This is a genomic window from Rhizorhabdus wittichii (assembly GCF_017607425.1).
GTDB lineage: Bacteria > Pseudomonadota > Alphaproteobacteria > Sphingomonadales > Sphingomonadaceae > Rhizorhabdus > Rhizorhabdus wittichii.
In genome coordinates, this window is record NZ_CP059319.1 from 1592704 (window position 1) to 1617366 (window position 24663).

General features: G+C 69.3%; 19 protein-coding genes. 8 read left to right on the top strand and 11 right to left on the bottom strand.

Features of this window, described 5'->3' with window-relative positions; genetic code table 11:
- Positions 1–11 precede the first annotated feature (11 nt).
- Positions 12–974, bottom strand: a complete 963-nt coding sequence (locus tag HRJ34_RS07575; protein WP_226949095.1) for an AraC-like ligand-binding domain-containing protein — start codon at positions 972–974, stop codon at positions 12–14.
- Between the two features lie 188 nt (positions 975–1162).
- Here HRJ34_RS07575 and HRJ34_RS07580 point away from each other — a divergent pair, with 188 nt between their 5' ends.
- The 6 genes from HRJ34_RS07580 to glcF all read left to right on the top strand — a co-directional run bounded on the left by HRJ34_RS07580 (position 1163) and on the right by glcF (position 10069).
- Positions 1163–2188, top strand: coding sequence for a carbon-nitrogen hydrolase family protein (locus HRJ34_RS07580; protein ID WP_208633745.1), 1026 nt, complete (start codon positions 1163–1165; stop codon positions 2186–2188).
- Positions 2189–2227: 39 nt separating this feature from the next.
- Positions 2228–3265, top strand: a complete 1038-nt coding sequence (locus tag HRJ34_RS07585; protein WP_208633746.1) for a phenylacetaldoxime dehydratase family protein — start codon at positions 2228–2230, stop codon at positions 3263–3265.
- Positions 3266–3483: 218 nt separating this feature from the next.
- Positions 3484–5829, top strand: coding sequence for a TonB-dependent receptor (locus HRJ34_RS07590; RefSeq protein WP_208633747.1), 2346 nt, complete (start codon positions 3484–3486; stop codon positions 5827–5829).
- A gap of 301 nt (positions 5830–6130) precedes the next feature.
- Entirely contained in the window at positions 6131–7612 is a 1482-nt protein-coding gene (locus tag HRJ34_RS07595; RefSeq protein ID WP_226949096.1) for an FAD-linked oxidase C-terminal domain-containing protein, read from the top strand.
- Positions 7612–8784, top strand: coding sequence for an FAD-binding protein (locus HRJ34_RS07600; RefSeq protein WP_208633749.1), 1173 nt, complete (start codon positions 7612–7614; stop codon positions 8782–8784). Before HRJ34_RS07595 ends, HRJ34_RS07600 begins: the two co-directional genes overlap by 1 nt.
- Positions 8774–10069 carry a glycolate oxidase subunit GlcF gene (glcF, locus tag HRJ34_RS07605; protein ID WP_208633750.1) on the top strand — a complete coding sequence of 432 codons (1296 nt, stop codon included), beginning with the start codon at positions 8774–8776 and terminating at the stop codon, positions 10067–10069. The genes HRJ34_RS07600 and glcF overlap by 11 nt, the downstream gene beginning before the upstream one ends.
- Here glcF and HRJ34_RS07610 read toward each other — a convergent pair.
- The 6 genes from HRJ34_RS07610 to HRJ34_RS07635 form a co-directional block, all read right to left on the bottom strand.
- Complete coding sequence (locus tag HRJ34_RS07610) at positions 10056–10913, bottom strand: alpha/beta fold hydrolase (RefSeq protein WP_016746089.1); 858 nt, start codon at positions 10911–10913, stop codon at positions 10056–10058. The two genes, glcF and HRJ34_RS07610, sit on opposite strands and share 14 nt — an antisense overlap.
- A 75-nt stretch (positions 10914–10988) precedes the next feature.
- Positions 10989–11387 carry a PRC-barrel domain-containing protein gene (locus tag HRJ34_RS07615; protein WP_011951840.1) on the bottom strand — a complete coding sequence of 133 codons (399 nt, stop codon included), beginning with the start codon at positions 11385–11387 and terminating at the stop codon, positions 10989–10991.
- Between the two features lie 209 nt (positions 11388–11596).
- Positions 11597–12346 (bottom strand): SDR family NAD(P)-dependent oxidoreductase, encoded by a 750-nt coding sequence (locus HRJ34_RS07620; protein WP_208633751.1) that lies wholly within the window; start codon positions 12344–12346, stop codon positions 11597–11599.
- On the bottom strand, positions 12346–13548 hold the full coding sequence (locus HRJ34_RS07625; protein WP_208633752.1) for a cytochrome P450: 1203 nt from the start codon (positions 13546–13548) through the stop codon (positions 12346–12348). Before HRJ34_RS07625 ends, HRJ34_RS07620 begins: the two co-directional genes overlap by 1 nt.
- A gap of 28 nt (positions 13549–13576) precedes the next feature.
- The gene (locus HRJ34_RS07630) at positions 13577–13897 is read right to left on the bottom strand and encodes a 2Fe-2S iron-sulfur cluster-binding protein (protein ID WP_016746291.1); all 321 of its coding nucleotides are present in this window, start codon (positions 13895–13897) and stop codon (positions 13577–13579) included.
- A gap of 10 nt (positions 13898–13907) precedes the next feature.
- Positions 13908–16022, bottom strand: coding sequence for a TonB-dependent receptor (locus tag HRJ34_RS07635; protein WP_226949097.1), 2115 nt, complete (start codon positions 16020–16022; stop codon positions 13908–13910).
- Between the two features lie 359 nt (positions 16023–16381).
- Between HRJ34_RS07635 and HRJ34_RS07640 the strand changes: the two genes are divergently transcribed.
- Together HRJ34_RS07640 and HRJ34_RS07645 are read left to right on the top strand one after the other, a co-directional pair.
- Positions 16382–17866: an aldehyde dehydrogenase gene (locus tag HRJ34_RS07640; protein WP_208633754.1), complete on the top strand. Its 1485-nt coding sequence runs from the start codon at positions 16382–16384 to the stop codon at positions 17864–17866.
- Positions 17866–19962 carry a PQQ-dependent dehydrogenase, methanol/ethanol family gene (locus HRJ34_RS07645; RefSeq protein ID WP_208633755.1) on the top strand — a complete coding sequence of 699 codons (2097 nt, stop codon included), beginning with the start codon at positions 17866–17868 and terminating at the stop codon, positions 19960–19962. Before HRJ34_RS07640 ends, HRJ34_RS07645 begins: the two co-directional genes overlap by 1 nt.
- Before the next feature lie 122 nt (positions 19963–20084).
- Here the strand turns inward: HRJ34_RS07645 and HRJ34_RS07650 are convergent, their stop codons facing one another.
- Genes HRJ34_RS07650 through HRJ34_RS07665 form a run of 4 tightly spaced genes read right to left on the bottom strand, consistent with a single transcriptional unit; the run spans position 20085 to position 24604 of the window.
- Positions 20085–20687, bottom strand: a complete 603-nt coding sequence (locus HRJ34_RS07650; RefSeq protein WP_208633756.1) for an NAD(P)-dependent oxidoreductase — start codon at positions 20685–20687, stop codon at positions 20085–20087.
- Positions 20684–21748, bottom strand: coding sequence for an NADH:flavin oxidoreductase (locus HRJ34_RS07655; RefSeq protein WP_226948671.1), 1065 nt, complete (start codon positions 21746–21748; stop codon positions 20684–20686). Before HRJ34_RS07655 ends, HRJ34_RS07650 begins: the two co-directional genes overlap by 4 nt.
- A 50-nt stretch (positions 21749–21798) precedes the next feature.
- A complete protein-coding gene (ribB, locus tag HRJ34_RS07660) occupies positions 21799–22935 on the bottom strand; it encodes a 3,4-dihydroxy-2-butanone-4-phosphate synthase (protein WP_208633757.1) in 1137 nt (378 codons plus the stop codon).
- A gap of 1 nt (position 22936) precedes the next feature.
- Positions 22937–24604 (bottom strand): FAD-binding protein, encoded by a 1668-nt coding sequence (locus HRJ34_RS07665; protein ID WP_226949099.1) that lies wholly within the window; start codon positions 24602–24604, stop codon positions 22937–22939.
- Between the last annotated feature and the right edge of the window lie 59 nt (positions 24605–24663).

Genomic DNA, 24663 nt, shown 5'->3' on the forward strand with positions numbered 1-24663 from the left:
AATGTCTTCCGTCAGTTGTGCCGCGACCCCGCGCTGTTGCGCCATTCGCGCGGCGACATGCCGAAGCGCGAGCGGAAGGCGCGGCTGAAATGGGCCGCGTCCTTGAAGCCGACGTCGAAGCCGATCGCCGTCACCGAGACATGGGCGAGCAGCGGGTCGGAGAGGTCGGCCTTGGCCTGTTCGAGCCGGCGCGACCAGATCCAGTCGGACACCGTCGTCGACGAGGATTCGAAGATCTTGCGCAAATAGCGCTGCGAGATGCCGTGCGCGGCCGCGATCCCCTCGCAGGTCAGGCGATGGTCGCCGAGGTTGCGGTCGATGAAGGCGCAGACCCGCTGGCGGATGATCGCCTGCCCCTCGTTGGTCCGCGCCTGGCCGCCGGTCTGCTCGGCGAGCGCGGTCGCCATCAGGTCGACCGCATTGGCCTGCAACCGGCCGAGGCTGAGATCGTCGATGTCCGCGCGCTGCTCGTGGAGCTGGCGGATGAAGCTCGACGCCAGCAGCCCGACGCCGCGCTGCCCGTCGATCCGCCGCGCGGTCAGCATATGGCTGTCGATCAGCCGCCCGGTCACTGTCTCGCGCGGCAGGCGCAGCACGACCTGCGAGAAGCTGTCGTCGAAGCGCAGCTCATAGGGCCGGATCGAATCGTAGAGCGCGAAATCGCCGGGCGAGAGCTTCGCGACGCGGCTGTCCTGGCAGATCGCGCCGGTACCGCGCAGTTGCAGGCTCAGCAGGAAATGGTCGCGGGTCGATCCGGCGATGCGGCTGCGCGTGCGGCGGACCCGCTGCGCGACCGACTCCACCATCGATATCTGGATCGCGCCGAACGCGATGTTGCGCAGCTCGCCCGAGAAGCTGTCGGATTCCTGGCTCTCGCAGTCGAGCTCGACGAAGGTGTCGCACACCATGTCGCACCAATAGGGCAATCGTTCCTTCGCGCGGACCGTGTCGGTGCTCAGCAGATGTTCGGACATGGCAACGTCCCCCTGAACCCGGAGCATAGATCAGTCGAAACCCGAATGCATTGCCGATTTGCCCCCCATGCCGCTCGCGACAAAGGCCGGGGCCCGTGGAGCAAAGACGGCCACGATCCAACCGTGGATGTTCCGGACATGGCCGGTCCGCCGATCGGCGAAAGACGTGGTTCCAGGGAGAAGATTGCATGTCGGACGGTCCGTTCAAGGTTGCCGCGGTCCAGGCCGCCCCGGCCTTCCTCGATCTCGAGGCGGGGGTGGAGAAGGCGATCGGCCTGATCCGCGAGGCGGCGGCGCAGGGCGCCCGGCTGATCGCCTTTCCCGAATGCTGGCTGCCCGGCTATCCCTGGTGGGCCTGGCTGGATTCGCCGGCCTGGGGGATGCAGTTCGTCACCCGCCACTTCGCCAACTGCATGACCGCCGACGGGCCCGAGGCGCAACGACTCGCCGCCTGCGCGCGCGACAACGGCATCCGCGTCGTCATGGGCTATTCGGAGCGCGCCGCCGGCAGCCTCTACATCGCCCAGCTCATCATCGCCCCCGACGGCACGATCACCCCACGCCGCAAGCTCAAGTCGACCCATGTCGAGCGGACCATCTTCGGCGAGGGCGATGGCAGCGACCTCGCCGTCCATCCAACCGAGGTCGGCAATCTCGGCGCGCTGTGCTGCTGGGAGCATCTCAACCCGCTCAATCGCTACGCCATGTATGCGCAGGACGAGCAGGTCCATGTCGCCTCCTGGCCCAGCTTCTCGCTCTATCCGGGCAAGGCCTATGCGCTGGGGCCCGAGGTCAACCTGGCGGCGAGCCGGATGTATGCGGTCGAGGGGCAGTGCTTCGTCGTCGCCTCCTGCGGCATCATCTCGCCCGAGATGATCGAGCTGATGTGCGACAGCGACGCCAAGCGCGAGCTGCTCGCGCCGGGCGGCGGCCATGCGATGATCTTCGGCCCCGACGGCCGGGCGCTGTGCGATCCGATCCCCGAGGACCAGGACGGGCTGCTTTATGCCGAGATCGACCTGTCGATGATCGCCTATGCCAAGACCGCCGCCGACCCGACCGGCCATTATTCGCGGCCCGACGTCGCCCGGCTGCTGTTCAACCCGCACCGCAGCCGCCCGGTCCAGCATTTCGGCCAGCCTTTCGGATCACCGCAGGACCCGCCCGTCCCGCCGGCCGCGTTCGAGGACATCGCCGAAAAGGCCGGTTCCTAAACAAGGGCATCGCGGGCAGGATCACCGCAGGGAGGCACCATGGACTCGTCGATCACCCCGCACCTCGCCTGTCCGCGCTCGCGCCCGCGGCGGATCGCCGACGATTATGCGCCGCCCTACCCCGCCTGGTCGGCGCGGATCGATCCCGCCATCGGGCAGGTGGTGATGGCGAGCTACGGCGTGCAGTGGCGCGAGCCCCGCGACCCCGCCGCCGCGCTGGCGCATGTCGGTGCGCTGCGCGCGACGCTCGATACCGACGGCGGCGTCCGCCATGTCGACCTCGCCCGCTATGTCGACGAGGCCGGTTACGACACGCTCGTCCTCCAGCCCTATTGGACCGACCCCGCCGCCTTCCGCCGCTGGGAAGCGCGCGCCGACGTCGCCGCGCTCCTCGCCGCCGAGACCGGCCTCGGCCAGTTCCGCGAGATACTGACGCCGACGGTCGAGCGGCTGGAGACGCTCTACAGCACCGAGGACGAGATGGAGGGCCTGGGCCGCGCGCTCGAACGGCGCAGCCCGCCGGTGCAGGAACATGCCTATTGGGGCTCGGCGCGCGACCGTTTCCCGATCGCCCAGACCGACGCGCTGGAGCCGGCCGGCCAGCTCGGCTTCGCGGCCGACGGCGCCGGCCGCGTCACGGTGCGCGGCCACGACAATATCGCGATCATCCGCTCGGGCCAGGACTGGGGCCCGACCGGCGGCGAGGAACGCCGCCTCTACCTCGCCGAGATCGAGCCGGTGCTGCGCGCGGGCATGGATTTCCTGCGCGACCGGGGCGGCGAATGCGGCTGCTACCTCAACCGCTACATGCGCATCGTCGACATGGACGGCGCGCCGCAGGAGAAGAGCTTCGGCTGGAGCTACTGGCGCTCGCTCGGCGACATGGAGAACTGGTCGGAGGCGCACCCCTCGCACCTCGCCATCTTCGGCACCTTCATGCGGATCGTGCAGCAGCTCAACTTCGACCTGAAGCTGCGCCTGTGGCACGAGGTCTATGTCGTCACCCCCGACCAGCAGCTCTACGACTATCGCAACTGCCACCCGGACACCGGCTTCCTGAAACAGATGCCGCGCTGAGGCGGGCTTCCTCCCTCCATCGTCATCCTGGCGAAAGCCAGGATCTCCCTGCCTTTGCGCGCTTCAGGCGGGGACGAAGAACAGGGAGATCCTGACTTTCGTCAGGATGACGGCGCGATGGACGCCGCACCGAACAAAGCATCGCTCCGGTGCAAGCAAGAGCCCCGCGCCCATCGGCATACACTCCTCCCCGAAACCAAAAGGACAGGGAGATCATGATGAAGCCATTCCTCACATCGGGTGCGAGCGATCGGGCGCTCGGCCTCGCGCTGGCTGGCGCGGCGCTACTCGCGGCGGCGGCCCCGGCCGTCGCGCAGGAGGCTGCCGGTAGTTCGGACACGATTGAAGAAATCGTCGTCACTGCCCAGAAAAGAAACGAGAATATGCAGTCGACACCGATCGCGATCTCGGCCTTCACCGCCGACGCGATCAGCCGCAAGGGGCTGTCCGACATCCAGCAGGTGTCGCGCCTCGCGCCCAACGTCTCGTTCGACTTCACCTCCCCGATCAGCGGCGCGTCCAACGCCGCGTCGGTGTTCATCCGCGGCATCGGCCAGCAGGATTTCGCGCTGACCACCGATCCCGGCGTCGGCACCTATGTCGACGGCGTCTATGTCTCCCGATCGGTCGGCGGCGTGCTCGACGTGCTCGACATCGAGCGGATGGAGATCCTCCGCGGGCCGCAGGGGACGCTGTTCGGCCGCAACACGATCGGCGGCGCCATCTCGATCATCTCGAAGATGCCGGAGAAGGAATTCGGCGGCTCGCTCGAAGCCTCGCTCGGCAATTATGGCCGCCGCTATCTGCGCGGTTCGGTCAGCCTGCCGCTCGGCCCCGACACGGCGGTCCGTATCTCGGTTTCCTCCAAGGATAAGAACGGCTTCGTCAAGTCTGCTTATACAGCGCAGCAGAAGTCGCTGCTCGGCGGAACGCCGCTGACCGACCTCGGCAACGAGAACCGGCAGGCCGCGCGGATGGTGCTGGTCCATGATTTTTCGGACCGGTTCAAGGCGACCCTGTCGGGCGACTATAGCCGCCTGCGCGAGAACAACGCCGCCGACCGGCTCGCCGGGATCACCGGCACGCTGGCGGACGGGCCGCTGGTCTTCGCCTACAACACGTTCGGGTCGACGCCCTCGGTCATCCCGGTGATCGGCAACGACCGCTACACCCCGGCCAACTACATCACCGGCCGCGACCGGACCTATTCGACCGGACCGAACGGCAGCAGCATCGACGCCTGGGGCACCGCGCTGACGCTCGACTTCGAGGCGAGCGAGAACCTGTCGATCAAGTCGATCACCGCCTATCGCAAGACCACCGGATCGTTCAACCGCGACGCCGACGGATCGCCGCTGGTGATCACCGAAACCTCCAACTACGGCTATCGCCACAAGCAGTTCACCCAGGAATTGCAGGCGGTCGGCGACGTCGCCGACGGCGCGGTCAAATATGCCGCCGGCCTGTTCTATTTCGACGAGAAGGGATCGGACCCGCTGGTCGTCCGCCTGCCCGAGGTGGTCGGCACCATCTACCAGGATATCGCCGACGTCCGGAACAAGAGCTATGCCGCCTATGCCCAGGCGACCTGGACGATCGTCGACGGCCTGTCGCTGACCGCCGGCGGGCGCTACACCAAGGACAAGAAGCGCTTTGTCTCCGACCAGTATATCGTCACCGGATCGGCCTCGCCCTTCCTGTTCGGCGGCGCGCCGGCCGGCACGCTGATCCCGCTCGTGCCCCGCAACTCGGTCACCACCCAGTCGTTCGAGAAATTCTCGCCGCGCGCCAGCGTCGACTATCGGATCGGCGACGTGCTGGTCTACGGCTCCTACAGCAAGGGCTTCAAGAGCGGCGGCTTCAACCTGCGCTACGTCGCGCCGCGCCCGTCGGTGCTGTCCTTCGGCCCCGAAAACGCCACCACCTTCGAGGTCGGAACCAAGATCGACGCGTTCGACCGCAAGCTCCGCCTCAACCTCGCCGCCTTCACCACCGACTATAAGGGCATCCAGGTCACCGTGTTCGAGAACCTCGGCGCGCCGGTGACGCTCAACGCCGGCGACGCGCGGATCAAGGGGTTCGAGGCGGAGCTGACCGCCATCCCCCTCCCCGGCCTCGAGCTCACCGCCAATCTCGGCTATCTCGACAGTCACTACACCGCGATCCGCGCCAATCCGGCGCTGGTCAGCACGCCCGAGCAGATCATCAGCCGCTCGACCCGCCTGCCCAAGGCGCCCGAATGGCAGGGGACGATCAGCGCCGCCTACACCTACACGCTGGGCAACGACGCCAGGCTCGACGCGCGGGCGGACTTCCACTTCTCGTCGCGCTACGCCAACGACGCGGTCAACTCGCGCTTCCTCAACCAGAAGGCCTATCAGACGCTCGGCCTGTCGGCGGGCTACGCCGCGCCCAACCGCCGCTGGTCGCTGCGCCTGTTCGTCGACAACCTCACCGACGAGCGCTACATCGTCTCGGGCGACAGCAATTACGGCATCGGCTTCCACGAAGCCAACTACAACCGCCCCCGCGAATGGGGCGCGACGCTGGGCTTCACCTTCTGAGCCTGATGCTCCCCGGCCGGTTCGCAGCGGACCGGCCGGCGACTTCTTCTTCGTCATTCCCGCGAAGGCGGGAATCCACCGACACACGAGTCCCGAACCAACAGAGACACGACCAGGCGGCCTGGTGGATTCCCGCCTTCGCGGGAATGACGGTGGGGGAGGATGGGCCGCGCCCGCCACTCATTCGTTCCACGCAGGAACAACTCTTTTTCGATCATATCCGCTACCGCAAAAATCACCCGCCCGATAAGACCGTTGCGGAGTCGGCGGCGGGGGTGGATGATCGAGCATGACGTTGAGGATGCCGACACCGGACGAGGCCGTGCTCGGCCGCCGCGCGGAGATCGTCGCGGCGCTGCGGGCGATCGTGCCCGGCGAAGGCGTGATCGACGATGCCGACGAGCTGCGCCCCTATGAGAGCGATGGGCTGACCGCCTATCGCCAGCCGCCGATGGTCGTCGTCCTGCCCGAGACGGTCGATCAGGTCGCGGCGGTGCTGCGCTGGTGCCACGCCAACGGCGTCCGGGTCGTGCCGCGCGGCGCGGGCACGTCGCTGTCGGGCGGGGCGCTGCCGCTGGCCGACGCTGTGCTGCTCGGCATGGCGCGCTTCAACCGCATCCTCGCCATCGACTATGCCGACCGGATCGCGGTGGTGCAGCCCGGCGTCACCAACCTCGCCATCACCCGCGCGGTCGAGGAGCAGGGCTTCTACTACGCCCCCGACCCGTCGAGCCAGATCGCCTGCACGATCGGCGGCAACGTCGCCGAGAATTCGGGCGGGGTGCACTGCCTGAAATATGGGCTGACCACCAACAACGTCCTCGGCGTCGAGCTGGTGACGATCGAGGGCGAGGTGCTGCGCCTCGGCGGCCGCCACCTCGATCCGGCCGGGCTCGACCTGCTCGGCGTCGTCGTCGGCTCGGAAGGGCTGCTCGGCGTCGTCACCGAGGTGACCGTCCGCATCCTGCCCCGGCCCGAGACCGCGCGCGCCGCGCTGATCGGCTTCCCGACCGTCGAGAGCGCCGGCCAGTGCGTCGCCGACGTCATCGCCGCCGGCATCATCCCGGCGGGCATGGAGATGATGGACCGCCCCGCCATCCACGCCGCCGAGGCGTTCGTCCAGGTCGGCTATCCGCTCAACGTCGAGGCGCTGCTGATCGTCGAGATGGACGGCCCCGCCGCCGAATGCGACCATCTGGTCGACGAGGTGGCGCGGATCGCCGACGCCAACGGCGCGGTGTCGCTGCGCGTCTCCAACGACGATGCCGAGCGGCTGGCCTTCTGGGCGGGGCGCAAGGCCGCCTTCCCCGCCGTCGGCCGGATCGCGCCCGATTATTATTGCATGGACGGCACCATCCCGCGCCGCCGCCTGCCCGAGGTGCTGCGCCGCATGTCCGAGCTGGCCGCGCATCACGGGCTGGGCGTCGCCAACGTCTTCCATGCCGGCGACGGCAATCTCCACCCGCTGATCCTCTACGATGCGCACAAGCCCGGCGATCTGGAGCGGGCCGAGGAATTCGGCAACGACATATTGCGCCTCTGCGTCGAGGTCGGCGGGGTGCTGACCGGCGAGCATGGCGTCGGCGTCGAGAAGCGCGACCTGATGCCCGAGATGTTCAGCGACATCGACCTGAAGCAGCAGCAGCGGGTCAAATGCGCCTTCGACCCGGCCTCGCTGCTCAACCCGGGCAAGGTCTTCCCGACGCTGCACCGCTGCGCCGAGCTGGGACGGATGCACGTCCATGGCGGCGCGCTGCCCTTCCCCGATCTTCCGCGCTTCTGATGACCGTCCACCGTCCGACCACGGCCGAGGACCTCGAAGGGCTGTTCGCCGACGCCGCCGGCCGCGGCGGCAGGCTCGAACTGCGCGGCGGCGGCAGCAAGGCGGCGATCGGCGCGGCGCGCGAGGCCGAGATCGTCGACCTGCGCGGCTTCGCCGGGGTGGTCGACTATGACCCGCCCGAGCTGGTGCTGACCGTCCGCCCCGGCACCCCGCTGGCCGAGGTCGAGCGGCTGGTCGCCGATCAGGGGCAGATGCTCGCCTTCGAGCCCTTCGATCATGGCCCGTTGTTCGGGCAGGCATCCGGCGCCGCGACGATCGGCGGCGTGGTCGCGGCCGGCGTCGCGGGCAGCGGGCGGCTGACGGCGGGCGGCGCGCGCGACCATCTGCTCGGCTTCACCGCCGTCTCGGGGCGCGGCGAGCGCTTCGTCGCGGGCGGCAAGGTGGTCAAGAACGTCACCGGCTACGACCTGCCCAAGCTGGTTGCCGGAAGCTGGGGCCGGCTCGCGGCGATCACCGAGCTGACCCTCAAGGTGCTGCCCCGCCCCAGGGTCGTCCGCACCATGGCGATCGAGGGGCTCGGCGCCGAGGCCGCGCAGGCGGCAATGGCCGATGCCATGGGCGGCCCGGCTGAGATCGCCGCCGCCGCGCACCGCCCGCCGCTCGATGGCCGCGCCGCCGTCACCCTGTTCCGGGTGCAGGGCTTCGCGCCCTCGGTCGAGGCGCGCTGCGCCGCCCTGCCCCGCCTGCTCGAACGCCATGGCCACACGGTCGAGCTGCCCGGCGACGAGGCCGCGCCGCTCTGGGCGTCGATCGGCCGAGCCGAAGCGCTCGCCGAGGCCGCGACGCTGTGGCGGGTCGCGTTGCCGCCCTCCGCCGCACCGGGCTTCGTCGCGGCGTTCGATCCGCTCGGTGGCCGCTGGCTGCTCGACTGGGCCGGCGGGCTGGTCTGGCTCGGCTTCGACGGCGATCCCGCACTGGTCCGCAGCATGGCGGAGGCGGCAGGCGGCCACGCCATGCTGCTGCGCGGCCCCGCCGAGCTGCGCGACCGCGTGCCGATGCAGCATCCGCGCGCAGCCGGGGTGATGGCGCTCGAGGCGCGCGTCCGCCGCGCCTTCGATCCCGCCGGCATCTTCGAGACCGGCCGCTTCCTGGACCACGTACATGCGCACTGACTTCTCGCCCGAACAGCTCGCCGATCCGGCGACGGCGGTCGCCGAGGCGGTGATCCGCAAATGCGTCCATTGCGGCTTCTGCACTGCGACCTGCCCGACCTATGTGCTGCTCGGCGACGAGCTCGATAGCCCACGCGGCCGCATCTACCTGATCCAGAACATGCTGGAGAAGGAGGCCGAGCCGACGCCCCAGGTAGTGCGCCATGTCGACCGCTGCCTGTCCTGCCTGTCGTGCATGACGACCTGCCCGTCGGGCGTGAACTACATGCATCTGGTCGACCATGCCCGCGCCTATATCGAGCGGCGCTATCGCCGCCCGCTGGCCGAGCGGCTGATCCGCGGCCTGCTCGCGGCGGTGCTGCCCTATCCCGGCCGCTTCCGCCTCGCTCTCGCGCTCGCCCGGCTCGCCCGCCCGACCGCGCCGCTGCTCGCCCGGATCGGCTGGGCCCGGCCGCTCGCCGCGATGCTCCGCCTCGCCCCACGCCACGGCAGCGGGGCCGCGACACGCGACACGCCGCGCCCGGCCACCCCGGTCGGCCGCGTCGTGCTGCTCCAGGGCTGCGCCGAGCCGGTGCTCAAGCCCGAGGTCCGCGCCGCGACGATCCGGCTGCTCGGCCGGCTCGGCTATCAGGCGGTGCTGGCGCCGGGCGAGGGCTGCTGCGGCGCGCTGGTCCACCATATGGGCCGCGAGGAGGCCGCGCGCGACGCCGCCCGGCGCAACGTCGACGCCTGGAGCCGCCAGATCGACGAGGCCGGCGGGCTCGACGCGATCCTGATCACCGCGTCGGGCTGCGGCACGACGATCAAGGATTATGGCTTCCTGCTGCGCGACGACCCGGCCTATGCCGACCGCGCCGCGCGAGTCTCGGCGCTGGCGAAGGACGTCAGCGAGTTCCTCGACACGCTCGCCCTGCCGGCCGGCGACGGGCGCGGGCTGACCGTCGCCTATCACCCCGCCTGCTCGCTCCAGCACGGCCAGAAGATCACCGAGGCGCCGAAGCGGCTGCTCGCCCGCATGGGCTATCGGGTGAAGACGCCGGCCGAGGCGCATCTGTGCTGCGGTTCGGCGGGAACCTACAACATCCTCCAGCCCGAACTGGCCGGGAAGCTCGGCGACCGCAAGGCCGCGGCGATCGACCGGCTCGACGCCGACGTCATCGCCACCGGCAATATCGGCTGCGCGATGCAGATCGGCATGCGCAGCGCGACGCCGATCGCCCATGTCGTCGAACTGGTCGACTGGGCCAGCGGCGGCCCCGCCCCCGAAAGCCTCAGCCGCCGGTAGGCAGGTGGCGTTCGAGGAAGGCGATCATCCCCGCGCTGAAGGGATCGTTCATGTCGCCGGCCACCATATGGCCCGCGCCGGGCACGTCGAATATCTCGGTCTGCGGCACCAACCGCACCATCTCGGCCACGCCCGCATCGTCGACGATGTCGCTCTTGCCGCCGCGCACCAGCAGGGTCGGCAGCGTCACCTTCGACGCCAGCATGGCGAGGGTCTCGAACGGGCCGGGCGGCTCGGCGCGCTGGCCCATGTCGAGGATGCGGGGGTCCCAGTGCCAGCGGAAGCGGCCGTCCTCGCGCAGCCGCAGATTCTTGCGCAGCCCGCTGACGTCCTTCGGGCGGGGCCGTTCGGGATAATAGGTGGACACGGCGTCGGCGGCCTCCTCGACCGAGGCGAAGCCGTCGGGATAGGCCCGCATGAACGCCTGTATCCGCTTGGCCCCCGCCTCGGCGGGCTTGAGGACGATGTCGACCATCACCAGCGCGTCGGCGATCGGTCGGTCGCTGCTGCCGATCGCGTGGAAGGCGGTCATCCCGCCCATCGACGCCCCGACCAGCGCGATCGGCCGGTCGACCGTGTCGAGCACCATCCGCAGGTCCTGCGCCATGTCCGACAGCCGGTAGCTGCCGTTGGGCGCCCAGTCGCTCTCGCCATGGCCGCGCGCGTCGAGGTTGATGACGCGATAGCCCTGGGCGATCAGCCGCTGCATCGTGCCGGCCCAGCTATGCCGGGTCTGCCCCCCGCCGTGCAGCAGCACGACGACGGGCGCGCCCTCGGGCCCGCCGACGTCGCCGACCAGGGTGAGGCCATGGGCGGCGAACCGCCGGGTTTCGATATCGCTCATCCTCACCGCCTTCCACGGCGGCGCGCGAAAATCAACCGTCCGACGACGTCATTGCCGCCCGATGCAAGCCGGCTATCACCAATAGGGCAGCGGGCCATAGGGCCCGTAATATTCGAAGATGCGCTGGTCGTAATGGCGGATGCTCGCGCCGCCCAGTTCGACCAGCTCGTCGCGTCCGTAATGCGGCGCGCCTTCGAGCGCCGAGCGGTCGAGCGGCACGACATAGCCGTCATGCTCCACGTCATAGTCGAGCAGCGACCAGGGGAGCGGGTGGAATTTCTCCCCGATCCCCAGGAAACCGCCGAACGACATGATCGCATAGACGATCCGGCCGGTGCCGCGCTCGATCGACAGGTCGTCGACATGGCCGATGCGCTCGCCATCCTTGTTGAACACGGGCGTGCCGTTCACCCGGCTGCCCAAAATCAGCCGATGGCTGGTCTCCACCGGCGTGCCCGAAACGGCTTGGTTCATGGCGTCTCTCCTGTCCGCCCAACGGGGCGATGCCAGACTCGATCCGGTTCAGGTTGAACCGGATCGAGTCTGCTTTGCTTGCCGTGATTTCCGAGCCGGCAGATGATTCCATCTGCCTCGAAATCACTCTAGGATTCAACCGAAGCCGGCCGGGATCGTTCCCAAGGCCGCGCTTCGGCCGCCATTGTCCCACATAACGGGCCGGACGGCTATCGCGGATATTGGCCGTCGTCGACCTTGATGCAGGTGCCCGTCACATACGCCGAGGCCTGCGAGGCGAGGAACAGCAAGGTGCCGTCGAGGTCGGCGGGGTCGCCCAGCCGCTTGCGCGGAAAGCCCTGCGACATGTCGCCGACCCGCTCGATCATCCCCTCCATCATCTCCGACCGGAAGGCGCCGGGGGCGATCGCATTGACGTTGATCGGATAGGCCGCCCATTCGACCGCCAGCGCCTCGGTCATCCGCACCACCGCGCTCTTGGTCGTCGCATAGAGCGACGATCCCGCCCGCGCGCTGTGGAAGGCCGCCATCGAGGCGATGTTGACGATGCGACCGGGCCGCTTCGCCGCGATCAGCCGCTTCGCCACCTCGCGCGACAGGACGAAGGGGGTGCGAAGGTTGAGCGCGATCACCCGGTCGATCAGCTCGAGCGACATCCGCGTCGCGAGCTGCGCGTCGGGGATGCCGGCATTGTTGACCAGGATGGTGACGAGGCCGAGCTTCGCCTGGGCGGCGTCCACCACCCCTTCCAGCGTGGCGGCGTCGGTCAGGTCGGCCGGAATCGCCAGCGCGCGGCCGCCTGCCCCCTCGATCTCGGCGACCAGCGCGTCGAGCCGGTCGCCGCGCCGCGCCGCGACCGCGACGCTCGCCCCGGCCGCCGCCAGCGTCCGGGCGAAGCGGAGCCCGAGCCCCGCCGTCGCGCCGGTGACCAGCGCCACCTCGCCCGTCAGATCGGCCATCAGCCGGCCGACAGGCGCGGTCCGGGCGTGAACTCCACCATCAGCGTCTTGAGCGCGCGCGCCTCGCTCGAAGTATAGTCGGGCGTGAAGCCGGGCGCGATCCGATAGTCGCCGATCCGGCCCAGCATCGTCTTCAGGCAGGTGTCGATCATCACCCGCGCATAATGGCGGCCGATGCAGACATGCGCGCCCGATCCGAACGACATATGGTCGCGCGCGTCACGGTCGATGATGCAGCGGTCGGGATCGGCGAACTTGTCGGGATCACGATTGGCCGCGCCGTTGATGCACAGCACGATGTCGCCCGGATGGAGCGCGCCGCCGTCGAGCTCGGTCTCCTGCACGACGGTGCGGCGCAGCGTCTGGATCGGCGTGGTGAAGCGCAGGAACTCCTCGATCGCGACCGGCCACGCCACCTCGCCCGACAGCAGCCGCCGCTTGTCCTCGGGATGCTGGCCGAGGTGGAACAGCGATCCGCTCATCGCCGAACTGGTCGAATCGAGCGCGCCGAACAGCGCGAGGATCAGGACCTGGTACACCTCCATGTCGCTGAGACGCTTGCCGTCGAACTCCTCCTCGATCAGGCATTGAAGCAGGTCGTCCCGACGCGGCGCCACCCGGCGCGCGGCGGCGAGGCCCATCAGATAATCGCCGATCTCGGTATAGCGCCGGACCCAGCCGTCATGGTCGACCAGCCGGTTGTGGACCATCCACATCAGCTTTTCGGACAGCATCGGCCGGTCGTCGTCGGGGCAGCCGATCACCGGCAGCATCGTCATCGCCAGGAAGGGCCGGGTGAATTCGTTGACCAGGTCGGCGCTGCCGCGCTCGACGAAGGCATCGATCAGCTTGTCGGCCAGCCCCTGGATGCGGGGCCGGTCGGCCTCCGCCGCCTCCTGGGTGAAGAAGCGGTTGAGCGTGCGCCGCCAGCGGGTGTGGTTCGGCGGATCGAGATCGACCGGGAAGAAGCGGACGAGCTGCGCGGGAAGCCCGGCCCCCTCGTTCGAGGTGAAGGTGCGATAGTCGGAGAAGACCCGCTTCACCCCGTCATAGGTGGTCGGAAAATAGAAGCCGCCCAGCTCGTCCGAATGGCCGAGCGGACATTGGCCGCCGCGCACCTTCGCCAGGAAGCCATAGGGGTCCTGGGCGATCTTCGGATCGTGATGGTTGTAGTCGGCCTGGGTGAAATTCCTGTCCGGCATCCCGCTTCTCCGCCTGTCCCTGGTCCGACTATCGCTGGCTGGCCGGCGTCAGCACGACCAGCCCGTCCATCGCCGCGGTGACGCGTATCTGGCAGCACAGCCGGCTGCGCTCGTCGACGCCGACGCCGAACTCGAGCATCTCGCGCTCGTCGTCGGACGGCTCGCCGGTCACGCCGCGCCACTCGTCGGGGATATGGACGTGGCAGGTGGCGCAGGCGAGCGCGCCGCCGCACTCGCCCTCGATCGTGGTGACGCCGCCCCGCACCGCCAGTTCCATCAGGTTGGTGCCCTCGCCGGCGTCGAGATCGGTCCGGGTGCCGTCCTGATCGAGATAGCTGATCTTCACCATGCCTCCTGCCTTAGCGGCTCTTGAAGCTGAGCGTCACGCCGATCGTGCGCGGCGGCGCCAGGAACTGGATGTCGCCGAGCGCCTGCTCGGTGCGGTTCAGGTAATAATTCTTGTCGAACAGGTTGCGGACCCAGAATTGCGCGCCGAAGCGCTGATCCTGCGAGGTCCAGCTCAGCGTCGAGTTGACCACCGTATAGCCCGGGATCGCCAGCCGGTTGGCCGCCGTCACGAACACCCGGCTGCGCACCGCCGCCGAGACGTTGACCCCGAACTCGCCGACGCTGGTCGGCATGCGATAGTCGACGGTGACGTTGCCGCTATATTTTGGCGCGTAGATCATGCGGTTGCCGGTCGCGTCGATCGGCACCTGCGGCCCCATCAGCGGCGACGGCGGCGTGTAGGTCGCGTTGGGGAAGTCGGTATACTTGCCGTCGAGCCAGCCGAAGCCGCCGCTGATCGTCAGGTTCGACGTCGCCTTGATCGCGATGTCGGCGTCGAAGCCGTGGACCCGCGCCGCCGCCGCGTTGGTGGTCAGCACCGCGCCGCCGCCGGTGATGTTGAACACCTGGATGTCCTGATAGTCGTAGATGAAGGCGGCGGCGTTCAGGCGCACCCTGCGGTCGAACAGCTGCATCTTCAGCCCCGCCTCATAGGCGTCGAGGATCTCGGGCTTGTAGCCGGGGGTGCCGGCGTTGATCATGTTGAAGCCGCCGCTCTTGATGCCGCGGTTGTAGGAGAGATAGCCGAGCACGCCGTCGCCCAGCTCCTGGTCGATCGAGACGCGCCAGGTCAGCTTCTTGATGTCTTGCGACTGCGGGCAATCGGTGGTCGCCCCCGGGCAGAGCGCGTTGGGCGCGTGCGGGAAGACGACGCCGCCGCTCTCGGTGCGGCCGTCCGTATCCTGCTTCTCATAGGTGTAGCGCAGGCCGCCGGTGATCTTGGTCGTCGCGGTGACCGGCACGGTCGCCTGGCCGTAGATCGACAGCGACTTGGTCTTCTGATCGCCGAACAGGTCGATCGCGGGCAGCGGCGCCGCCGCGAGGCCGCCGAGGCGGAGCGGCGTATAGGCATATTTGGCGTGGAAATAATAACCGCCGACCAGCCAGTCGATCTTCGAGTCCGTCGGCGCGAGGAGCTGCAATTCCTGCGAATAGCTCTCGGCGAACTGGTTGATGTCGGCCTGGACGATCGGCGTCGGCGTCGCGTCCTGGTCGAGGTGGAAGTCGCCTTTCACATGGCGATAGCCGGTGATGCTGGCGAGCCGCGCGAAGCCCATGTCCTGGTCGATGCGCAGCGACGCGCCGTAGATGTCGTTGTCGCCGGTGTTCTTCCAGTCGGTGTTGGTGCGGCGCTTGCCGGGATAGCTGGTGACGCCGTCGGCGCCGATCACGCCCTGGCGGAGCTGATAGTCGGTGCCGGTCGAATTGAGCCGGCTATAGTCGGCGGTCAGCCGGATCTCGGTGTTCTCGCCCGGCTTGAACAGCAGCTTGGAGCGCAGGCCGAGCTGGTTGTGCTTGAAGATGTCGGCGTTGCGGTTGATGTCCTTGCCATAGCCGTCGTTGCGGTCGAAGCTGACCGCCAGGTCGATCGCGGCCTTCTCGCCCAGCCCGGTCGAGGCATAGCCATTGGCCTCGATCGTGCCGTATTTGCCGGCGCCGATGCTGACGTCGAGCAGCGGCGCGTCGATGTCGGGATCGCGGGTGACGATCTGGATGACGCCGCCGGTGGCGTTGCGGCCGAACAGCGTGCCCTGCGGCCCCTTCAGCACCTCGATCCGCTCGACATTGTTGAACTTGAAGATGTTGCCGGTCACCGACGGGATGTAGACGCCGTCGATATAGGTCGCGACCGACGCCTCGTCGTTCGGGTTGGACTGGTTCGATCCCACGCCGCGCAGGAAGGGCGTCACCGACACGCCGTTCTGGGTCAGGGTCAGGTTCGGCACCGCCGATTCGAGGTTGAGCGTGTTGGTGATCTGCCGCGACGCGAGGTCGCCGGCCGTCACCGCGGTCACCGCGATCGGGACGCGCTGCAGCGACTGCGACTGGCGCTGCGCGGTGACCACGATGTCCTGCAGGCCCGTATCCGTGTCGGCATCGGGAGCAGCCTGCGCAAAGGCCGGCATCGCGATGCAGGCCCCGAGAGCGACACCCGCCAGCAATAGTGCATGAGTCTTCATACAACCTCCCCACATCCTCTCCGGGGCGCCCTATCGATGGGCGATCCTCCGCGTCCGGCTCAATATCGAACCAGACGATGTTAGGCTTGATATCGACTCCGGCGGAGCGATGCAACCGGGATATTATGGAGTGCCGAAAAATCCCGATTCCACCGAAGCGGATCGAAAACCCGCATTTCGCAGGCGCGAAGAGGCAAGGCTCCCGGCAACGCCCTCCCTTGCGACGCCCCTTGCCCGGTCAATGGAACAGTGTTAGGCGAAATGACCGACGGGCCGGCACAGGCCTGCACGATTCAGAGGACGGGATGACCACCAAGGACGCATTGCTCGACCGCGTGAAGCGCGGCCGTTTCCTGATCGACGGAACATGGATCGAGCCCGGCGACCGCCGCCGCTTCGACATCGTCACGCCGTCCGACGAGAACCTCTACGCCTCGGTGCCCTGCGCCACCGCCGACGACGTCGCCCGCGCGGTCGCCGCCGCCCGCCGCGCGTTCGACGAGGGGCCCTGGCCCGGCCTCGCCCCGGCCGAGCGCGGCGCGGTCCTCGACCGGCTGGCCGACGCGATCGACGCGCGGAGCGACCTGTTCGCGACGATCTGGACGCATGAGGTGGGCGGCGTCCTCGCCCATGGCGGCCATATGGTCGCCGCCTCGACCGCGGTGATCCGCGACTATGCGCGCCTGGGCCGCGACTTCCCCTTCATCGAGCGCCAGGCGCCGACCGCTGGCGGCGCGGTCGGGATGCTGGTCCATGAGCCGGTCGGCGTGGTCGGCGCGATCATCCCGTGGAACGGGCCGATCCTGATGCTCGCGTCGAAGATCGCGCCCGCGCTGGTCGCCGGCTGCACGCTGGTGGTGAAGACCTCGCCCGAGGCGCCGCTCGAAGCCGTGCTGCTGGGCGAGATCGTCGAGGAGCTCGGCCTGCCGCCGGGCGTGGTCAACATCCTGATGGCGGACCGCGAGGAGTCGGAACTGCTCGTCCGCAACCCCGACGTCGACAAGATCAGCTTCACCGGATCAAGTGCGGTCGGCCAGCATGTCGCCTCGATCTGCGGCGGCCGGATGGCCCGCGCGACGCTGGAACTGGGCGGCAAATCGGCCGCGGTCGTCCTCGACGACTCGCCGCTCGACGTCGTCGTCGGCGCGATCGCGCCGCAGGTCGGCATGTTGGCGATGCAGTTCTGCTCGGCGCTCAGCCGGGTGATCGTCCCCGCGCACCGCCATGACGATCTGCTCGACGGCCTCGCCGCCGCGCTCCGCCAGGTCAAGGTCGGCGATCCGTTCGACGCCGCGACCCAGATGGGCCCGATGGCGATGAAGCGACAGCTCGACCGCGCCCGATCCTTCATCGACAGCGGCAAGGCCGACGGCTTCACCCTCGCGGCCGGCGGCGGACGCCCGGCCGGCCTCGATCGCGGCTATTATCTGGAGCCCACCCTGTTCGGCCATGTCCGCAACGACGCCCGGATCGCGCAGGAGGAGATTTTCGGACCCGTCATCGCGGTGATCCCGGCGCGCGACGAGGAGGAGGCGATCCGCCTCGCCAACCAGAGCGACTTCGGGCTCAACAGCTCGGTGTTCACCCGCGACGCCGAGCGCGCCATGGCGGTCGCCCGGCGGCTGCGCGCCGGCACGGTCGGCCATAACGCCTTCCGCAGCGACTTCGGCATCGCCTTCGGCGGCTTCAAGAAATCGGGCATCGGCCGCGAGGGCGGCCGGCCGGGACTGATGCCCTATCTGGAGGCCAAGACGGTGATCATGGACGAAGCGCCGGCGGAGCTGGCCTGATGCGCGCGATCGGGGGAATGGGCATGAAGCGTCTCGTCATCGGCCTGGCCGGCGCCGCCGCGCTCGCCATCGCCGCATCGCACGTCACCGCGCAGGAAGGCGGCAGCGCCTCGACCGTCAGCGCCGACGAATGGCCCTATTATGGCCGCGACGAGAAGGAACAGCGGTTCAGCCCGCTCGACCAGATCAACCGCGCCACCGTGGCGAAGCTCGGCCTCGCCTGGAGCGCGGAGCTCGACAGCGACCGGGGCCAGGAGGCGACCCCGATCATGGTCGACGGGGTGATCTATGTCAGCACCGCCTGGTCGCTGGTCTACGCCTTCGACGCGGCGACCGGAAAGCAGCTCTGGTCCTACGATCCGCAGGTGCCGCGCGAGTCGCTCGCCAGCGCCTGTTGCGACGCGGTCAATCGCGGCGTCGCCGTGCATGGCGGCAAGGTGTTCGTCGGCACATTGGACGGCCGCCTCGTCGCGGTCGACGCCAGGACCGGCAAGCTCGCCTGGCAGGTCGACACGCTCGCCGGCCAGCCCAAAACGATGCGCTACACCATCACCGGCGCGGTCCGCGCGGTGAAGGACAAGGTGGTGATCGGCAACAGCGGCGCCGAGTTCGGCGTGCGCGGCTTCGTCACCGCCTATGACGCCGCCACCGGCAAGCTCGCCTGGCGCTTCTACCTGACCCCCAATCCGCAGGGGAAGCCGGACGGCGCCGCCTCCGACGAGGTGCTGCTCGCCAGGGCGCAGTCGACCTGGGGCGACGGCGAATGGCGCAACAGCGGCGGCGGCGGCACCGCCTGGGACGCGCTGACCTACGATCCAGACGCCGACCTGCTCTACATCGGCGCCGGTAATGGCGGGCCGTTCGACTATCAGGTCCGCTCGGGCGGCAAGGGCGACAACCTGTTCATCTCGTCGATCGTCGCGGTCGATCCCGACACCGGCAGATATGCCTGGCACTACCAGACCACCCCGTCCGACAGCTGGGATTATACCGCGACCCAGCAGATCATGGGCGCGCGCCTCGTCATCGGCGGCAAGCCACGCGACGTGGTGATGCAGGCGCCCAAGAACGGCTATTTCTATGTGCTCGACCGCAAGACGGGCGAGCTGCTCTCGGCCAGGCCGTTCGCGCCCGTCACCTGGTCGACCGGCATCGACATGACGACCGGCCGGCCGATCCTGGCGAAGAACGTCCATTATCAGGACGGCCCCTCGATCCAGCAGCCGGGACCGTTCGGCGCGCATAGCTGGCAGGCGATGTCGTACAGCCCGCGCACCGGGCTGGTCTATATCCCGGTCCAGCTCACCCCCGGCGAATATGAGAAGCTCCCCGCCTTCCAGCATCGCCCGATCGGCCAGAATGCCGGCATCGCGATGAAGGAATTCCCGGAGGACCAGCTCGACGCGATCCGCAAGGCGATGACCGGCCAGCTCCTCGCCTGGGACCCGGTGGCGCAAGCGGCGCGCTGGTCGGTGCCGAAGCGCTATTTCGTCAATGGCGGCACGCTGGCGACGGCCGGCGATCTGGTGTTCCAGGGCGACATGGAGGGCATGCTCGCCGCCTATGACGCGGCCAGCGGCGCGAAGCTCTGGTCGTTCGACGCCGGCACCGCGATCATCGCGCCGCCGATCAGCTACCGGATCAAGGGCCAGCAATATGTCGCCGTCCTCTCGGGGTTCGGCGGCGCCGGCGCGCTGGTCGGCCGGGTCGTGCCCGACAATCCGCGCCGCAACGGCCGGCTGCTGGTGTTCAAGCTCGGCGGCACGGCAAAGCTGACGCGCGAGCCCCCCGCCCCGCGCGCGCCGATCGACGTGACCGGACTGACCTCGACCGGCGATCCCGACGCGGGCATGGCCGAATATGACCGCACCTGCACGGTCTGCCACGGCGGCAACGCCTCGGTCGCCTACACCGCCGACCTGCGCCGCTCGGGCGCGCTCGCCGATCCGGCGCTGTGGAAGGCGATCGTGATCGACGGCGCGCTCAAGGACATGGGCATGGTGTCCTTCGCCCAGATCCTCACCCCGCAACGCGCCGAGGACATCCGCGCCTATGTGCTGCGCCAGGCGCGGAAGGGCCAGGCGGCGGGGAAGTAGCCGCCCACGTCGCCCGGCCCTCTCCTCGTCGCCCCGGCGGAGGCCGGGGCCTCAGGAGATGAGCGCTGCCCGACTCTCCCGAGACCCCGGCCTCCGCCGGGGCGACGAGGAGCTGGGAGCGATCAATAGGCGATCGAGAAACGCCGCCGGCTGTGCCGCGGCTGCTCCAGCTCGTCGACCAGCGCCATCGCCAGGTCCTCATAGGAGATGCGGCTGTCGCCCGACGCGTCGCGCATCAGATCGTCGCCGCCCAGCCGGTAGTGGCCGGTGCGCTCGCCGGGGACGAAACTGGCCGCGGGCGACAGGAAGGTCCAGTCGACGTCGCTGCGCTTGAGCCCCTCCAGGAAATCGCGGCCCGCCGACACTTCGGGCAGGAAGGCCTCGGGGATCACCCCCATGTCGATCAACTGCACGCCCGGCGTCGCGAACAATGTGCCCGCGCCGCCGACGACCAGCAGCCGGGGCACGCCGGCGCGCTTCACCGCCGCGACGATCGCATCGGCATTGGTCGAGACGAAGCGCCCCGCCAGCATCACCGCGTCCTGCCCGGCGATCGCCGTCGCCAGCGCCGCCGGATCATTGGCGTCGGCCAGCCGCAGCGGCACGCCGGGGTCGTCGGCGGGCCGCGACCGGGCGATGCCCGTCACCTCGTGCCCGCGCCGTTCGAGTTCGTCGACGAGCCGCCGGCCGACATTGCCGGTGGCGCCGATGATCGCGATCTTCATGGCCGTCTCCTTCTCTCCCGCAGCGCCTGGGGCTGCTCCACGAAGCCTTCCCAACTCGCCATATAATCGATGAAATGCTCGCCCAGCCCTTCGCGCGCCAGGTGGTCGCGGCTGACGGGCAAGGGCGCGCTTCGGAAATCGCCGTCCTCATGCACCCGCCGCGCGAAATCATGGTGCAGGATCGCGCCGCGCCCGATCAGCACGAAATCGGCGCCCTGGTCGAGACAGCGGCGCGCATCGCCCCCGGTCCGCAGCTTGCCCGCGACGCCGAGCCGCGCGCCGTGCCGGTCGAGATCGGTGAACCAGCCCATCAGCGGCCGCTCCCGATAGGCCGGGTCCTCGGGCCGCTTCGACGTGTCCCAGCAGGAGATGTCGAGATAGTCGACCCGACCCTCGCGCATCAGCCGCGCGGCGAGCGCGCGGATCTCGCCCAGGTCGACGCCGTAATTCTCGGGCGACAGGCGGACGCCGATCTGGAAGCCGGGGCCCGCCCGGTCGCGCAGGCCGGCGACGATGTCGAGCAGCATCCGCGCCCGGTTCTCGGGCGAGCCGCCATAGCGGTCGTCCCGCCGGTTGCGGCGAATGTCGAGGAACTGGCACGGCAGATAGCCGTGGGCGCCGTGGACCTCGACGCCGTCGAAGCCGGCCGCCTCGGCGCGCAGCCCGGCCTGGACGAAATCCTCGATCGCCTGTTCGACCTCGCCGGTCGACAGGCCGCGCACGCCGCGTGCCGGATCGTCGGCCACGCCGACCGGCGCCCCGTCGATCAGTTCGCGCGCCGCGCGCATTCCCGAATGCTGGAGCTGGACCGACGACACCGCGCCTCGCGCCCGCAAGGCGCGCGCCAGCCGTTCGAGCCCGGGCAGATGGATGTCGTCATGCACGCCGAGCTGGCGGGGGAAGCCCTTGCCGAGCGGGTGGGTCGTCGCCCCGCAGGTCATCACCATGCCGAAGCCGCCTTCGGCGCGCTTCACCAGCCAGCCCAGCTCGTCCTCGCTGAGGGTGCCGTCGTCATTGCTCTGGAGGTTGGTGAGCGGCGCGAGCGCGAGACGGTTGGCCATCGGCGGCCCGCGACGGAATGTGAGCCGGTCATGCAGCGAATGTCGGCCCGTCACCGAATCCAGCTCCGCGGCGCGGTGCTGCGCATCGGGCGATGCCCGACGACGTCGAGCGCGAAGCCCTGCAACGCCACCAGCGTGCGCGGCGAATTGGTCAGCAGGATCATGTCGTGGACGCCGAGCGCCGACAATATCTGCGCCCCCACGCCATAGTCGCGCAGCTCCTCCAGGTCGCTCTTGGCCGGGCTCTCGTCGGCCTTGCGGCGGACGAAGCGGGTCAGCATGTTCGGCATCTGCTGGGTGATCATCACGATCACGCCCGCCCCTTCGCGGGCGATCTCGGCCATCGCGCTCTGGAGCAGGCCGTGGCGCTCGCCCTCCACCCCCAGCATGTCGGTGAACACGTCGACGACGTGCATCCGCACCAGCGTCGGCCTGGCCGGGTCGATCCGGCCCTTGACCAGCGCCAGCATCTCGCTGTCATAGGCCTTGTTGCGGAAGGTGACGGCGGTCCAGTCGCCGCCGAAGATGCTGTGGAAGGGCGCCTCCCCCACCCGCTCCAGATTATGGTCGCGGCGCAGGCGATAGGCGATCAGGTCGCGGATCGTGCCGATCTTCAGCCCATGGCGGCGCGCGAAGCCGATCAGGTCGTCCATCCGCGCCATGGTGCCGTCGTCCTTCATGATCTCGCAGATCACGCCGGACGGGTTGAGCCCCGCCAGCCGGGCGATGTCGACGGCCGCCTCGGTATGCCCGGCGCGCACCAGCACCCCGCCGTCGCGCGCGATCAGCGGGAAGACATGGCCCGGCGTGACGATCGCGTCGGGGCCGTTGGCGGCGTCGATCGCGGTCGCGATCGTCCGGGCGCGGTCGGCGGCGGAGATGCCGGTGGTCACCCCCTCGCGCGCCTCGATCGAGACGGTGAAGGCGGTCTCGTAGGGCGAGCGGTTGTCGCGGCTCATCGGGTCCAGGCCCAGTTCCGCCACCCGTGCCCGCGTCATCGACAGGCAGATCAGCCCCCGCCCCTCGCGCGCCATGAAGTTGACCGCGTCGGGCGTCGCCATCTGCGCGGGGATGACGAGGTCGCCCTCATTCTCCCGGTCCTCGTCGTCGACCAGGATGAACATCCGGCCGTTGCGCGCCTCTTCGACGATCTCGTCGATGGTCGCTATGGCATCCTGCCCGGCCATGTCAGGCGGCCTCGATGGGGCGGCGATCATTCAACGCCTGTGCCGCATCGGCGGCATGGCGCCCGGCACGGCGGCCGGAGAAGACGCCGTCGGCGATCGACAGGCCGCTGATATAGCCGTTCGAATGGAGGCCCTTGGCGGCCATGCCCGCCGCGTAGAGGCCGGCGATCGGCGAACCGTCCGCGCGCAGCACCGCGCCGCTGTCCTCGTCGACCTCGAGACCGCCGAGCGTCATGAACTTGGTCAGCGCGTGGCGGTTGCTCATGCACATGTTGACGGCATAGAGCGCGCCCCGGCCGAGCGGCTTGCGCAGCGCCTCGCTCTTGCCGACCAGATCGGGCTTCCCCTCGGCGATGTCGCGGTCATGTTGCTCGATCGCGGCCGACAGCGCGGCCGGGTCGATCCCGATCCTGCGCGCCAGCGCCGTCGCGCCGCCGCCCCGGCGGGTGCCGCCCAGCGCATAGTTCACCAGCATCGGCACGCCGAAATATTTGAACCGCTGCCAGCCGCAGGTCAGCGCCTCGCCGATCGACCGGCGGAAGCTCCTCGCGTTGACGATCAGCCAGGCGTCGCCGTCCGGCTGTTTCGCCACCTCGCCGCCGATCATGCTGACATAGGCGTCCTCGGGCACGAAGCGGCGCCCTTCGCGATTGACGATGATGCCGTCGAGCAGCGCTTCGGGCGGGGCGATGTTGCGGGCGATGTAGAGCGATTCCATCCGCCCGACCGCGCCGCCCGCCGACAGGCCCATCTCCAGCCCCGATCCGTCATTGCCCATCGTCGAGAGGCGATGGGTGACGTCGTAATGGCGTGCGAATTCGGAATCGTGCCGGTCGATCAGCGCGCGGCTATAGGCGAAGCCGCCGGTGCCGAGCACGACGCCGCCCCGCGCGCGCAGCCGCAGCGCCGTACCGTGCCGCTCCTCCATCGCCCGCATCGCCTTCAGCGCGCGCTCGGTACGGCCATGGTTGTGCGGGACATAGGGGCTGGCGCGGCCGTAGAGCGCCTGCTGCCGGGCATGTTGCGACCGGTCGAGCGCCACCACCTCGATCCCCAGCACCCGGCCCGCGCGGTCGCAGATCAGCCGGTCGGCGCGGGTGTGGAGCATCAGCGCGATGCCCGCCTGCTCGATCGAGCGGCGCAGCGCCGCGATGTAGTGGGCGCCGCCGAAGCCCGCGCCGACCGCGCGATGGCCGCGCGGCGCAGGCCTGGCCTTCGCCTCGAACGCGGGCGACTTCTCGTTGCCCGAATAATAGAGGAACTTGCCCTCGGGCGGATAGGTGATCTTGTCGAGATAGGCCGCACCCGAATAGCGGACGCCGTGCTCGATCAGCCAGTCGACGTCGGCCGCGCTGCCCCGGCAGAAGCGCTCGAGCGTCTCGGGGCGGACGACGTCGCCCACCTCCTGCCGCAGATAGTCGAGCATGTCGTCGACCGTGTCGTCGAACCCCGCCTCGCGCTGGAAGCGGGTCGCGCCGGCATAGATGACGCCGCCGCTATAGGCGGTGGTGCCGCCGCCGCCGAAGCGGTCGATCAGGATCACCTCGGCGCCGCCCTCCCGCGCCTGCAACGCGGCCGATGCGCCCGCCCCGCCGAAGCCGACGACCACGACGTCGGCCTCCCTGTCCCATGCGAGGGCATCACCATCCTCGATCACGATCGGCGACATCATCCTCTCCTCTGTCGACGTATAAATCTTACACTGTTATATAACAAGCGCACCATATC

Excerpts from the sequence above, each read along its gene's own strand:
- HRJ34_RS07650 (WP_208633756.1), bottom strand. The coding sequence starts at position 20,687 with ATGAAGATCGCGATCATCGGCGCCACCGGCAATGTCGGCCGGCGGCTC.
- HRJ34_RS07635 (WP_226949097.1), bottom strand. The coding sequence starts at position 16,022 with ATGCCGGCCTTTGCGCAGGCTGCTCCCGATGCCGACACGGATACGGGC.
- glcF (WP_208633750.1), top strand. The coding sequence starts at position 8,774 with ATGCGCACTGACTTCTCGCCCGAACAGCTCGCCGATCCGGCGACGGCG.
- HRJ34_RS07575 (WP_226949095.1), bottom strand. The coding sequence starts at position 974 with ATGTCCGAACATCTGCTGAGCACCGACACGGTCCGCGCGAAGGAACGA.
- ribB (WP_208633757.1), bottom strand. The coding sequence starts at position 22,935 with ATGGCCGGGCAGGATGCCATAGCGACCATCGACGAGATCGTCGAAGAG.
- HRJ34_RS07580 (WP_208633745.1), top strand. The coding sequence starts at position 1,163 with ATGTCGGACGGTCCGTTCAAGGTTGCCGCGGTCCAGGCCGCCCCGGCC.
- HRJ34_RS07600 (WP_208633749.1), top strand. The coding sequence starts at position 7,612 with ATGACCGTCCACCGTCCGACCACGGCCGAGGACCTCGAAGGGCTGTTC.
- HRJ34_RS07655 (WP_226948671.1), bottom strand. The coding sequence starts at position 21,748 with ATGGCCAACCGTCTCGCGCTCGCGCCGCTCACCAACCTCCAGAGCAAT.
- HRJ34_RS07625 (WP_208633752.1), bottom strand. The coding sequence starts at position 13,548 with ATGCCGGACAGGAATTTCACCCAGGCCGACTACAACCATCACGATCCG.
- HRJ34_RS07585 (WP_208633746.1), top strand. The coding sequence starts at position 2,228 with ATGGACTCGTCGATCACCCCGCACCTCGCCTGTCCGCGCTCGCGCCCG.
- HRJ34_RS07645 (WP_208633755.1), top strand. The coding sequence starts at position 17,866 with ATGCGCGCGATCGGGGGAATGGGCATGAAGCGTCTCGTCATCGGCCTG.
- HRJ34_RS07615 (WP_011951840.1), bottom strand. The coding sequence starts at position 11,387 with ATGAACCAAGCCGTTTCGGGCACGCCGGTGGAGACCAGCCATCGGCTG.
- HRJ34_RS07665 (WP_226949099.1), bottom strand. The coding sequence starts at position 24,604 with ATGTCGCCGATCGTGATCGAGGATGGTGATGCCCTCGCATGGGACAGG.
- HRJ34_RS07590 (WP_208633747.1), top strand. The coding sequence starts at position 3,484 with ATGAAGCCATTCCTCACATCGGGTGCGAGCGATCGGGCGCTCGGCCTC.
- HRJ34_RS07640 (WP_208633754.1), top strand. The coding sequence starts at position 16,382 with ATGACCACCAAGGACGCATTGCTCGACCGCGTGAAGCGCGGCCGTTTC.
- HRJ34_RS07610 (WP_016746089.1), bottom strand. The coding sequence starts at position 10,913 with ATGAGCGATATCGAAACCCGGCGGTTCGCCGCCCATGGCCTCACCCTG.
- HRJ34_RS07620 (WP_208633751.1), bottom strand. The coding sequence starts at position 12,346 with ATGGCCGATCTGACGGGCGAGGTGGCGCTGGTCACCGGCGCGACGGCG.
- HRJ34_RS07595 (WP_226949096.1), top strand. The coding sequence starts at position 6,131 with ATGCCGACACCGGACGAGGCCGTGCTCGGCCGCCGCGCGGAGATCGTC.
- HRJ34_RS07630 (WP_016746291.1), bottom strand. The coding sequence starts at position 13,897 with ATGGTGAAGATCAGCTATCTCGATCAGGACGGCACCCGGACCGATCTC.